The organism is Gilliamella sp. W8136 (assembly GCF_016101285.1).
Classification (GTDB): Bacteria; Pseudomonadota; Gammaproteobacteria; order Enterobacterales; family Orbaceae; genus Gilliamella; species Gilliamella apicola_N.
In genome coordinates, this window is the sequence record NZ_JACFQU010000005.1 from 169,809 (window position 1) to 181,985 (window position 12,177).

12 protein-coding genes and 1 tRNA gene are annotated in these 12,177 nt (G+C 29.2%); 9 read left to right on the forward strand and 4 right to left on the reverse strand.

What is annotated here, in order from left to right; all coding sequences use genetic code 11:
* Positions 1 to 2 precede the first annotated feature (2 nt).
* Entirely contained in the window at positions 3 to 299 is a 297-nt protein-coding gene (gene ftsB, locus H3T96_RS04675) for a cell division protein FtsB (protein WP_039128044.1), read from the reverse strand.
* A 21-nt stretch (positions 300 to 320) separates the two neighbouring features.
* A complete protein-coding gene (locus H3T96_RS04680) occupies positions 321 to 638 on the reverse strand; it encodes a TusE/DsrC/DsvC family sulfur relay protein (RefSeq protein ID WP_144091602.1) in 318 nt (105 codons plus the stop codon).
* Positions 639 to 830: 192 nt separating this feature from the next.
* Between H3T96_RS04680 and H3T96_RS04685 the strand changes: the two genes are divergently transcribed.
* Positions 831 to 918, forward strand: a tRNA-Ser gene (locus H3T96_RS04685).
* A gap of 221 nt (positions 919 to 1,139) precedes the next feature.
* Here the strand turns inward: H3T96_RS04685 and H3T96_RS04690 are convergent.
* Together H3T96_RS04690 and H3T96_RS14985 are read right to left on the reverse strand one after the other, a co-directional pair.
* Complete coding sequence (locus tag H3T96_RS04690) at positions 1,140 to 1,334, reverse strand: transposase (RefSeq protein ID WP_144091601.1); 195 nt, start codon at positions 1,332 to 1,334, stop codon at positions 1,140 to 1,142.
* Positions 1,295 to 1,465, reverse strand: coding sequence for a PDDEXK nuclease domain-containing protein (locus H3T96_RS14985; RefSeq protein WP_370531423.1), 171 nt, complete (start codon positions 1,463 to 1,465; stop codon positions 1,295 to 1,297). The genes H3T96_RS04690 and H3T96_RS14985 overlap by 40 nt, the downstream gene beginning before the upstream one ends.
* Before the next feature lie 292 nt (positions 1,466 to 1,757).
* On the opposite strand from H3T96_RS14985, the gene H3T96_RS04700 reads away from it, so the two are divergent.
* From H3T96_RS04700 to pseC, 8 genes are all read left to right on the forward strand, one after another.
* Positions 1,758 to 2,618, forward strand: a complete 861-nt coding sequence (locus tag H3T96_RS04700; RefSeq protein ID WP_144091600.1) for a GNAT family N-acetyltransferase — start codon at positions 1,758 to 1,760, stop codon at positions 2,616 to 2,618.
* Positions 2,619 to 2,683: 65 nt separating this feature from the next.
* Entirely contained in the window at positions 2,684 to 3,997 is a 1,314-nt protein-coding gene (locus H3T96_RS04705; protein ID WP_186279220.1) for a DUF6271 family protein, read from the forward strand.
* A gap of 27 nt (positions 3,998 to 4,024) precedes the next feature.
* Positions 4,025 to 5,281: a nucleotide sugar dehydrogenase gene (locus tag H3T96_RS04710; protein ID WP_144091599.1), complete on the forward strand. Its 1,257-nt coding sequence runs from the start codon at positions 4,025 to 4,027 to the stop codon at positions 5,279 to 5,281.
* Between the two features lie 30 nt (positions 5,282 to 5,311).
* Positions 5,312 to 6,271, forward strand: coding sequence for an NAD(P)-dependent oxidoreductase (locus H3T96_RS04715; RefSeq protein WP_144091598.1), 960 nt, complete (start codon positions 5,312 to 5,314; stop codon positions 6,269 to 6,271).
* The gene (locus tag H3T96_RS04720; protein ID WP_144091597.1) at positions 6,258 to 7,151 is read left to right on the forward strand and encodes a TIM barrel protein; all 894 of its coding nucleotides are present in this window, start codon (positions 6,258 to 6,260) and stop codon (positions 7,149 to 7,151) included. The genes H3T96_RS04715 and H3T96_RS04720 overlap by 14 nt, the downstream gene beginning before the upstream one ends.
* 13 nt (positions 7,152 to 7,164) lie before the next feature.
* Positions 7,165 to 8,352, forward strand: a complete 1,188-nt coding sequence (locus tag H3T96_RS04725) for a M20/M25/M40 family metallo-hydrolase (protein WP_144091596.1) — start codon at positions 7,165 to 7,167, stop codon at positions 8,350 to 8,352.
* Positions 8,353 to 9,528, forward strand: a complete 1,176-nt coding sequence (locus H3T96_RS04730; protein WP_144091595.1) for a DegT/DnrJ/EryC1/StrS family aminotransferase — start codon at positions 8,353 to 8,355, stop codon at positions 9,526 to 9,528. It abuts the gene before it with no gap.
* Between the two features lie 432 nt (positions 9,529 to 9,960).
* Positions 9,961 to 11,109, forward strand: a complete 1,149-nt coding sequence (gene pseC / locus H3T96_RS04735; RefSeq protein ID WP_144091594.1) for a UDP-4-amino-4,6-dideoxy-N-acetyl-beta-L-altrosamine transaminase — start codon at positions 9,961 to 9,963, stop codon at positions 11,107 to 11,109.
* Positions 11,110 to 12,177 lie beyond the last annotated feature (1,068 nt).

A 12,177-nucleotide genomic window follows, 5' to 3' on the forward strand; every position in this document is an offset into this window, starting at 1 on the left:
CCTTATTGAGATTGCGGGTTGGGATCTTTAATAATTCGATAGAAATATTCATTCGGTTTTACCATACCTAAATGGTTGCGCGCACGCTCTTCTATCGCTTCAGAACCTTGCTGCAAACTATTAATCTCGGCAAACATCTGTTCATTACGATCTTTTAATCGTGCATTTTGCTCATGAAGATCAGCCAACACTTGTAGATTATCTTGGTAATCATAAATATTATTTTTGCCATACCATAGCGAGTATTGCAAATAACCAAGCACAAGAAGTAAAATTAAAGGCAATTTCCATCTAATCATGAGATTATTCTATTCGCTTATTTAGATACATTTAACGGGTTTTGGTAAGCCTGCAAGTTTAGTTGCTTGTTTAGCAGGGCCATCAGGAAATAATTTATATAAATAACGACTACTACCCTTTTCTACACCAAATTTTTTTTCCATCGCTTTAACTAACGCTCTAATCGCTGGCGATGTCTTATACTCTAAATAAAAATCACGGACAAATAAAATCACTTCCCAATGTGCATCAGTTAATTCAATAGACTCCTTTTTTGCCAATAAAGGAACCAAATCAACAGTCCAATCCTGCCAATTTTTTAAATAACCATTATCATCAGTTTGTATTTGCTCTAACATTTTTGTAAACACGCATTTTTATTTGTGCCATATTATACCCGTTAAAATAAATTCCAACACTATTTTGATAGTGAAAGCGCCATATTTACACTAATTATGGCTAGATTTGATGAAAATTAAAGCAAACAATCAAAAAATTTAAAATACCTATTTACAAATAAGTAAGTCTACTTTAATATGCACAGCCATTGCGGAAGTGTGGCTGAGCGGTTGAAAGCACCGGTCTTGAAAACCGGCGAGGGGCGACCCTCCCAGAGTTCGAATCTCTGCGCTTCCGCCATCTATTTTTTGTGGCGGGTTCCACAGCAATCCAGAGAAATTCATTTTGACCTTTATCATAAAGGGTTTAAGTGAATTTTTTTTTGGTTTCATTTTTATTATTCATTCCAATTGGTCAAGTCTGATCCCTTTTTGACTGAGTTCTAGACTACTTTTCGTGGTGTCCAGTCGTTGCTTCGCATGATACCCCCCAACAATGAACCTCACAATACAGCAGACAACTTAAACAGCGGAACTAAGCTTAGCCAAAGAAAATAGACTCTCAAGTAAACCAATGGTTTGACGTAACGGGAATTGAAACAGTGCTTTTATTGTTAAACAACACTCAATAGCTTGATCAGAATAAGTAGCAGATCTCCCCTGCTTTTTAAATTCATCTAAACAATTATCAATAGTATTTCGATAAGTATCAAGCATTTTAGCCGACGATGAAAAAAGTAAAATCTATTTTTGAAGCAATAATCATCAATTCTCAGTTTACATTGTTGGGCGGAAAAGGCAAAGTCGTCGCCAAGTTCAAGCAGAAAATTTGTAAGATGTTCGATCAATACTTTTTCAAGATCGGACTCTGAAGATTGATCTTTTATATTGACAAAAATTTAAATTTACTATAAAACAGATAACCGGTATTGTAAAAATAATAAATCAATGTATTCGTTCTTTGTAACAAAAGTTATTTATAGCTTTCTTATCTTAAAAATTAAATAAATATAGAGCATATCAAATATTATTTGTTGATTAAACTTAAATCCATTAACAATTAATGACTTAGAAAATTAATTCTATTTTATATATAAATTTGTTTTGCTAAATATTTTTCTGATAATGATGGAGTGGAGAATGGTAAATAAACTACAATCATATCATTGCTGTTTCCATGATGATTATTTCAAAAACATCATAACTAAATATTTTCAATTTAATTATATAAATATAGTAATTAATGCTGCAAATAGAAATTACAAGGTTGATCTATTTTACAATGAAATTGATAAAATATACCAAATTGGTGTCATAGGTTATGGCGGTATATTTCCAGCACCACAGAGTTGTTTTGTTCTTGAAGAAATAATTGTTAATCTAAAAATTATCCATGATATAGACATAAAAAAAATAATAATCCCTCCACTTTTTCCTTGCGAACTTTCTGTAGAAAACCTAAATAAGTATCTGAAAACAGAAATGACTACTCAAATAATTGTAATGCAAGAGTTTAGAGAGTTGGGTTATCGCTTATTTAAAGGTAGTGTGAGAACAGATATTAGATGCGCAGAAAAAAATCAAATAACAGTTCATTGTTATAATAAAAATAATCGTAGTGAATTAGTGTTTTTTTATGATTTATATATAAAAACCATGAAAAAAGTTAATGCTAATTATTGTATCAGTTTGCCTTTAATCGAAGATTTGCTTAATGATGAAAGAAATGCAGAACTATATTTAGCTTACTATAATGGCAAAATTGTATCAGGTAGTATTATATTAAAATCAAAAAATAATATCTTTTATTGGATAAACGCTAGTGATAGTGTTTCATTGAAATTTAAACCAAATCATAAAGTACTCTCCCATATTATTACTAAGTATTCAGATATTGATTATATCAACTTGGGGTTTTCACATAGTGATACATTAAGACAATTTAAAAAAACATGGGGAGCTAAGGATTTTAAATATTATGTGTTTGAAAAATCATTTTAAATATTATCGTTTGTTACAAAATTAATTATTAGTTCAATTAACTAAGGAGTAACTAAGGAGTAACTATGAAATCAGTATTTTTTATACCAACAAATAGAAGTATTAAAGATAGTGTTAGTAGTTATATTAAGGAGATTTTATACGCAAATAATGTCTTGCAAGTTAATATTCCTTTAATTGTAGTTGAAACCAATGAATTTTCATCTATAGAAAATAATGAAATTATTAAATCATTAAAAAATCAATATCCAAAATTGAATATTCTACATCTATCTGTTGATGTACAGAAAAAATACTTTAAGTCACTTTTTAAAGGTATGGATGATGATTTCTATAAGATTTTTACTTATACAGGTACCGATTATGCTACTGCTACGAATAAATTAGGTTTATTTGCGTGCTCAATGGGGGCTAACGCCTATCATAGAAGAGATTCTGATACTTGTTTGTTATTTGATAGAAGGAGTGAAGCTAGGGAAGTCTATCCAATTGAGTATGAGTTAAAGTATTTAGGTAAACCAATAATGGAAATAGTTAATGACTTGGATATCAAAAATCTTAAACAAGATATAAACAATAAAAGACGAATACTTGTGGTTGGTGGGAATTACTTAGGTGAGTGGAATCTTGATGTAAAAGATTTTGCAAAAGTGTCGTATGACTATGTTTATAAAATATATGAACTACTTGGTTTTAAATCTGAGCATATTATTGATATTTGCGATGATATATTCAAATTAGAGCAACCCGTTCCTCAAAATGATGTTATTTCCTTAGTTACTTCTGTTAACGATGGGTGTAATCCTGACTGTGGTAATGTAAGTGTATATCGACTATTTGAGTTTCTACCAAACTTACCTGGTAAAAATACATTAGCAGCGGATTATTTCGCTTTTGATACCTCGACTGCATTAGGCTACCCATCTGTACATCATACTAGACCCGTGTTTCATGAATATCATGATGAAAGATTTGAGTATGATAAAAAACTAAAATATTGGTATGGGATGTTAAAATTTGCAGATTATTTTTCATTATATGGAAGTATCTATAATGATAAGCTTATTGATAACTTTTGTGATTATGATGATTGCTTCGTTTCTCAACAAATGTGTGAGTCTCTTTCTGAAAAAATAGCATCATTTGCTTCTAATGATACTAAAAGAGAAGAGCATATAATCAGAATTATTGATGAAGTATTATTAAAATTCGATGAAAATTATTCAAAGATAGGACAAGAATTAAGGAAAGTCACTACAAAATGTATTGCCGAATGTAATGAAGAATACTTCTTACACGTTAAACTCTTAAAAAACTGGAGTAAAATCATAGTGCAGGCCAAGAACATTAGTTTAATGGATTTTATTGTTGATCATTAAGTAAAATTAATATGCTGAGGTGCTGTTATGAACAATACAAATAATAGAGAATTTGAAATTGCAATAATAGGAATGGGGTATGTCGGTTTACCTCTTTTCCTTGAATTTTCTAAAATTTATAAAACAATAGGTTTTGATATTGATAGCAAAAAAATCGAGAGATTAAAAAAAACATATAATACTTCAAATATGACCTACTGTAGCGATGATTTACTTAATTCTAATTTTTATATAATTGTTGTTCCGACTCCTATTGATAGTAAAAATAAACCTGATTTAAGTTGTTTATTTTCAGCAACGGAAACCATTGCGCGAAAATTAAAGAAAGGGGATATAGTCGTATATGAATCTACAGTCTACCCAGGAGTGACAGAGGATTTATGTATTCCTCTTTTAGAGAGAGTTTCACAATTGAAAGCGAAAAAAGATTTTCAGGTTGGATATTCTCCTGAACGAATTAATTGTAACGATGATATGCATACAATTAGAAATACAGTTAAAATAGTGTCTTCAAATTGTGATAAGGCGTTAAATACAATCTCATCAGTTTACCAAAGTATAGTTGATGTACCGCTGTATAAAACTAGCTGCATAAAAGAGGCTGAAGCTGCAAAAATTATAGAAAATTGTCAAAGAGATATAAATATTGCATTTTTAAATGAGATTTCTATATTATTGCAATCAATTGGAATTAGTAGTGTAAATGTATTAAAAGCATGTAAAACAAAATGGAATGCGCTGGATTTTTGTCCTGGATTAGTTGGAGGGCATTGTATAGGTGTCGATTCCTATTATTTAATTGAAAAAGCGCAAAAGATTGGTGTTAACCTTTCTTTGTTAGAATCAGCTAGAAATATAAATGAAAAAATGGTTAACCTAATTGAATCAGTTATTAATGAGTTTATTCTGGTAAATAATATTAATACCCCGAAAATAACTTTTCTAGGTTTTTCTTTCAGAGAAAATATTGGTGATGCTAGAAACTCAAAAGTTTTGGATTTGGTAAATGTGTTAAATCAGTATAACTATAATATTGAAGTTCTTGATTGCTATATTGAAGAGGATATAGCTATGAACCTTCTACCATATAATTATGTAAAAAAGATGTCAGATAATAATGACATAATAGTTCTGACAGTTCCTCATGATGAATATAGAAAAATAAGTTTAGAAGAGTTAAAGCTAAAATATAGAAATCAAGAGAATGCTATATTGTTAGACGTTAAGAGTATTTTTGATAAAGAAAAAGCTATAGAGCTAGGCTATACCTATTGGAGTTTGTAATAGTAATTATTTATGTAATAGGAGTAGTGTATGTTATATAATCAAAAAATTCTAATCTTGGGCGGCTTGGGGTTTATTGGAGCAGCTCTTGTTCGACATTACCATATAACCAACTATATTACTATTGTAGATAAAATTGAATATGAAAATTCAGTTCTTAAATTAATGTCATTAGATTTAACGAATATCACAATCTACAAAATGGATATCACTAACAAAAAAGACTTTTTAAATGTAGGGACAGATTATGATTATATTATTAATGTATCTGCGTTATTAGGAATAAAAAAAGTTACTGTTGAATCCATTCAAACCATACTAACTAATTTGAAATGCGCTGAAAATTCTTTAAATTTAGCATCAAAGCAATCCAATCTTAAAAAATATATAACATTTAGTACCAGTGAGATTTATGGAAATACAAGCGATAATGCAACAGAACATGATCCCGCTATTATAGGCTGTATAAGTGAACCTAGATGGTGTTACGCCGCCAGCAAAATAACGGCCGATCATTTAACTTCTGCATATCATCGTGAATATGGTATCCCCGTCATTATTATTCGGCCATTTAATATTTTTGGTGAATACAGAAAAGGAAGTAATGCTATTAATACTTTTTTGACTAAAATGCTTAATAATGATGATGTGTATGTTGATGGTGATGGCAAGCAACTCAGGGCTTGGTGTTATATTGATGATTTCATTTTAGGTGTAACTAAAGCCATAGAATCAAATTATGTATGTGAGGTTTTTAATATAGGTAATCCTCACAATCAGCTAACGATATTTGAACTGGCAAAATTAATTAAGAAATTAGTGAAATCAAAATCAAAAATAGAGATAACTAATTTGTTTGTTCCCGATATTCAATTAAGAAGAGTTAGCATAGATAAAGCAAGGAATCTGCTTGGATATGAACCTAAAATTAGTCTTATTGAAGGAATAGAAAGAATGATTAAATGGAATAAAGCACATGAATCTAAATGAATCAATTGATAGCAGGCTTGGTTTTTCTTTTTATGCACTGGATCTAGAGCAAGTTTCACAAAAATTAATTTCTAACTTTAATAAGGCTGAAGCAATTATTTTCTCAATCAATGACCTTCTAGGAAATAAAATAGAAAAAATTAGAGCCAATATTGATATATTAGGAAAAATAATTGGTCATAAAAATATAAGTTTTCATTTTCCTATGAATGATTGTGATTATGTAAATGATACAAATGTTTTTAATTACCTTAAATTATGTATTGAAATGTGTGATGATTTAGGATTAAAAACTTTAACAATACATCCAAATATTAAATATTTATTAAATGAGTGGCATGGTAAAAATATTGATTATTTAAAAAATAAATTATTCGATAGGTTATATTTAGCTACAGAATTTTCTAAAGGACTAACATTATGTTTAGAAAATATGCCTCCAATTGGTAATAGATGCGATGATGCTGATGCTTTAATACTTTTTGACAGCGATGTCAAAAATATGTCAACAGATAAGCTTAAATTTACTTGGGATATTTGTCATTACTTTAATGTGGTTGAAACTATGGAAAAATCTAAAATAGATGATGATTTCCGAAAAGTATTACCTCGATATAAAGAATGTTTTCATATGGATTACTTGAACATTATTGATGAAATCCATCATTGGCATTTTTCCGCTTTTGATGTGATTGCGAATCCATTAACTAATCAGTTTTGTAATGAAGGAATTATTCCAAATAATGATCATTATATAGAAAGTTTTAATTCTATATTAAATAAAAGCAAAGGAAATATTATTTTAGAAATTAGGGAAGATGATTATGTTAATCGCACTAATATTTATTTGATGAAAAAATGGTGCTCTAAAATTACTTGAATAGGGTCATATTATGATGAAAGATAAAATAAATAACATTTTGTCTCATAAAAGTATTCAAAGTTTTAATTACGATGTTTGTGAATCTTTATTTTTAGCCACAGAACTGATGGATTTTTATCCTATTTATGGTTCTGATGCTCAATTATCATCTCAGATAAAATTAAAAAAGTATTTAGATAATAATGGTTGGAAAACTTACTTAGATTATTTTACTTATTCAGATATTAAAAATGAGAAATATATAAAAAAACCATGGCGTTATCATGATTATTACAATGACTATAAAAATAGAGATAGAGTTAATTTATATGCTATCCTTGATTCTGGTAAACCAGGTAATACCATTTTGTTAAATGGACACATTGATATTGATATTATTGACTTTGATGTAAAAAAGAACGCTGTTTTTATTGATGAATTCAAACTATATGGCCGTGGTGCCAGTGATATGATAGTTGGCTTATGCCTGTATACTTTTGTAGGCAATATATTAAAAGATACTAATTGGAGAGGGAAAATCATTTTCACTTCAGTAGTGGATGAAGAAATAGGTGGAAATGGTTCAATCAGATGCAGCCAGTGGTTAAGGTCTCACAAACTGGTTGATACTAGTACTCAATGTTTTATTGGTGAACCATCTAGCAATAAAATGTGTACTGCAACTTTCGGAATGTTGCCATTTCAATTAACAATATACAATACTGTTACTCACATGAATGCTCAGTACGAGCCTGATGCTATTAAAATACTTTATGAAATAATCAATAAACTTGAGCAAGAATTAAAACACTACAAACATTTTAACTATAATATAGGTTTAATAAATGGAGGGGTAGATGCATCATTACCTATACCAAACTTGACAATTCATGGGTCGTTTACTTTGCCCCATAATTTACTGGTAAATGAAATGAAGCTAGTCTTTAATAAGATATGTAACTCCTATAAACATAAATTAGAGTATAATGATTTGCAAATTGATCCCTATCTTAATAATAACGGTATAAAAGATGAGACGGAGATATTTAGGAGTGCTTGTGATGCATCAGTTTTTTCAACATTTGGGTTTCCTATCTTTATTTGGGGACCCGGAAAATTAGAACAGGCGCATTCAAAAAATGAATATATTGATTTTTTTGATATTATTGATTTTTGTAATGTTTTTTTCCCCCATATTGAAAAGTTGATGAAAATATAAATGGATACTAGATTTTATAGATTACCAAACTATAATTATGCGTTATATCAGACGAATAGTATTAATTATATATCACATAACTATAACTCATCGGCCGATCTTCAAGTTCTTACTAAATATATTAGTATGCATTTTAAGGTTAATGAAAATAGTATCAAATTAATGGATTCGGGAAGTTCTGCAATATTATATATAATTAATATGATGAAAGATATCATGGCGATAGACAGTGTTTATATCCCATCTTATTTTTGTCTTGAGGTAGCCGATGCAATACTAACGAGTAAATGTAAAATAAAACTTTATGAATTAAATTATAATCTGATGCCGACTAAGGCTTTCATTGAATCCTTACAAAAAGAACAACAATCTTTACTTATTTTTCCTTCCTTTTTTGGTAAAAATTATATTGATGAAGAAATGCTTTATCTACTTTCCCAGCTTAATATTCCCATTATTTTTGATGAAGCACAGAGTTTTCCCATGGAATCAACAATATTTGGGTATTATTTAAAATATTGGTTCTCGATCGTTTCTTTTGGACGCTCAAAACCTTGTTCTTCTGTGGGAGGGGGGGCTGTAATCTCTCATAATTGTTCCGATGAAATTAATATATATTTATTAAAAGAACTCAAATTTATAGAAAATGACTACAACTTAGAAAAAAAGACTTCCATTTCATTTGATACGCTTGAGGCTCTTATTAATAGCAGAACGATTAAGGAAAAGTATATAGTACCGATCAGTAAAATTCAGGCTTATTCTGCATATTATAGATGCTTAAGCTTTTTAGAATATAAGAAATCTTTATCCACATTAGATGCTTGGTATTTGTTGAGTATAAAAGACATAAAATGTATACCAAATAAAAATAAACCAATTTCTGAATATAGTTATTTTCCTATTTTTGTGAATTCTCAAGAGCGTTATAATATTATGAAAATTTTTGGTGATTTAGGTATTCAGTGTACTTTTTATTATTATCCAATTCATTTAAATAAAAAATATTGTACTAGTAGTCATTCATCTTTTTCTTTTTCAGAAAAGATTTTTTCAAGTATCTTAATTTTACCACTTCATCAAGATTTAAATACTAATAAAATTTATTGTATGCTATCAATTATTTTTGATATTTTAAAAGAAAGTGAATTTCATGCAGAATTTTTAGAGTGTTAGTCAACCCGGTTTTGTTTAAGCCAAAATGTGATATTTAAAATATAGTATACTAATATCCTTATAGTTTAGTAGAAATAAAAGGACTTAATAATGAAAACGTAAAAACTATTAAAAAACAATCAATTACCTATAGATCTCAAATAAAGTTATCGGAATTGTAGGAAGGAATTCATATTGTTTATAGTAATAAATTTATATAAAAATACGACCAGTGATTAAGTAAACTTTTATTCAACTAAGGAAGCTAATACAAAATCCTTTTGTCTCATAAGTTCAGTAGTAAATGTTTAATCAACATTGGTTTAGGCATTTAGCAGAAGTGTTTTATGATAGATTTGCGTGTTATTATTCGATGTAACCTTGGCTTAAATGAAATAATTTAATTGATTTTAAAAGAAATTTTATTTAATAAATTAACAGAGGTCATAAGATATGAATATCCCTTATGGAAAGCAAGACATTTCTATTGAAGATATTAATTCAGTGGTTGAAGTTCTTCGATCAGATTTTTTAACACAAGGACCTACTATAGAAATTTTTGAAAACAATATTTGTAACTATGTTGGAGGGCAATTTGCTGTAGCAACAAATAGCGCAACATCTGCTCTACATATTGCTTGTTTAGCATTAGGTTTATCTGAAGGTGATAGATTGTGGACCTCACCAAATTCTTTTGTCGCTTCAGCTAATTGTGGGTTATATTGTGGTGCTACTATTGATTTTGTAGATATTGACTCCCAGACATATAATATGAATCCAGAGCTTCTTGAAGAAAAACTAATTGAAGCTGAGAAAAATAATACTCTACCAAAAATTGTTATTCCTGTTAATTATGCTGGTCAATCGTGTGATCTATTAAAAATAAAAAAATTAGCAGATAAATATAAATTTTATATTATTGAAGATGCATCACATTCTATCGGTGGTATGTATCGGGATAAGAAGATTGGTAGTTGCTATTATTCTGATATTACTGTTTTTAGTTTTCATCCAGTCAAAATTATAACAACTGGAGAGGGAGGAATTTCTATAACTAATAATCCAATACTTGCAGAAAAAATGCGAATTCTTCGTAGTCACGGTATTACTAGAAACATTAATTATATGCCTATTACTCCTGATGGTGATTGGCATTATCAGCAAATTGATTTAGGATTTAATTATAGAATGACTGATATACATGCGATTCTAGGATGTAGTCAATTAAAGAGAATTGATCAGTTTGTGAGCAGACGTAACCTGATAGCTAAATATTATAATGAACGACTTCAAAATCTGCCTATAGTTCTTCCATATCAAGCCCCATATAATTATAGCTCTTTTCATCTTTACCCCATTTTATTGCAAAAAAAAGACGATAGGAAGAGAGTTTTCGAGTTATTGAGAGCAAACAGAATTGGGGTTAATGTTCATTATATTCCCATACATACCCAACCATATTATAAAAATCTTGGATTTAAATATGGTGATTTCCCAAATGCCGAGCAATTTTATTCTAGTACTATCAGTTTACCTATTTATTATTCTTTGACAGAGGAAGAGCAAGAATTTGTGATTAAAATTTTATCTCAAATTCTTTAATACTGTAAATTGATTCTATATAACTAATGATATACTTACTTAAAAATTACTCTGAGGAGTATTTTGTGACATTATTAACAGTTTTGCATTTTTTTAAATGCAGTTATTTTTTACTTTATTAGTAAAGTGGGTTTAGCTCAATCCAAACAAGAGAAAAAGTAGTTTTTTATTCTATAATTAAAAGCTTGTGTATCACTGTGAGCAATGCTTGGTATTTTCGTTTATTATCCTAACATCCACCAAATGTTATCAAGCCATTCAATTCATCACTGGTACCCTATAACCAGAGGAGACTCTAGGTTCTTTCGATCAACTAACACTCAATGCATCCTGTACTAAGGTTCATCACTATATTAGATTTAGAGGTACTGTCAAATTAACTTTCAATAACGAATTTTAATTTGGCAGTGCAACGGCATACTTTTTTGTAGACATTATTAGCGGTATACTAAACCATCAACTAAGGAGATTATCCTGTAACAAGACAACTAATCCCCATCAGAGAGAAGCTAAAATAGTTAACCAATAAATAATTTGTAATACTCAAAACTTAGGTTTGACTTTGATTAAAAATAATATTATTTTACTAAGAACAAGTCCTATATTTGAACGTCCAATGAAACGTCCAAACGGGTTTTATAGAAAATTTTTAACGTGTAAATAATATTAATAATCAATATGATATAGTTAGAGGCGGGAGCCTTTTATTTTTTTCTGCGCTTTCGCCATCTATTTTTTGTGGCGGGTTCCACAGCAATCCAGAGAAATTCATTTTGACCTTTGTCATAAAGGGTTTAAGTGAATTTTTTTTTGCTTTCATTTTTATTATTCATTCCATACTCATCCAGAGTAATCCATTTCAATCCACGCTTAGAACGTCCATCAAAACGTCCAATGAAAAATACTCGAACTGTTTTGTATTTTTTATTAAATGCGCCTATCTCGTTCTACATAATTCAACACATTAAAAAAATGTTGGGGGGTGATCCTCGCCAAAAAAGTGGACAAAAGTCGCCTCTATGATATAAACAAAAATCATAGGAGACAAATATCATGGTCAAAAAATTT

Excerpts from the sequence above, each read along its gene's own strand:
- ftsB (WP_039128044.1), bottom strand. The coding sequence starts at position 299 with ATGATTAGATGGAAATTGCCTTTAATTTTACTTCTTGTGCTTGGTTAT.
- H3T96_RS04680 (WP_144091602.1), bottom strand. The coding sequence starts at position 638 with ATGTTAGAGCAAATACAAACTGATGATAATGGTTATTTAAAAAATTGG.
- H3T96_RS04690 (WP_144091601.1), bottom strand. The coding sequence starts at position 1,334 with ATGCTTGATACTTATCGAAATACTATTGATAATTGTTTAGATGAATTT.
- H3T96_RS04700 (WP_144091600.1), top strand. The coding sequence starts at position 1,758 with ATGGTAAATAAACTACAATCATATCATTGCTGTTTCCATGATGATTAT.
- H3T96_RS04705 (WP_186279220.1), top strand. The coding sequence starts at position 2,684 with ATGAAATCAGTATTTTTTATACCAACAAATAGAAGTATTAAAGATAGT.
- H3T96_RS04710 (WP_144091599.1), top strand. The coding sequence starts at position 4,025 with ATGAACAATACAAATAATAGAGAATTTGAAATTGCAATAATAGGAATG.
- H3T96_RS04715 (WP_144091598.1), top strand. The coding sequence starts at position 5,312 with ATGTTATATAATCAAAAAATTCTAATCTTGGGCGGCTTGGGGTTTATT.
- H3T96_RS04720 (WP_144091597.1), top strand. The coding sequence starts at position 6,258 with ATGAATCTAAATGAATCAATTGATAGCAGGCTTGGTTTTTCTTTTTAT.
- H3T96_RS04725 (WP_144091596.1), top strand. The coding sequence starts at position 7,165 with ATGATGAAAGATAAAATAAATAACATTTTGTCTCATAAAAGTATTCAA.
- H3T96_RS04730 (WP_144091595.1), top strand. The coding sequence starts at position 8,353 with ATGGATACTAGATTTTATAGATTACCAAACTATAATTATGCGTTATAT.
- pseC (WP_144091594.1), top strand. The coding sequence starts at position 9,961 with ATGAATATCCCTTATGGAAAGCAAGACATTTCTATTGAAGATATTAAT.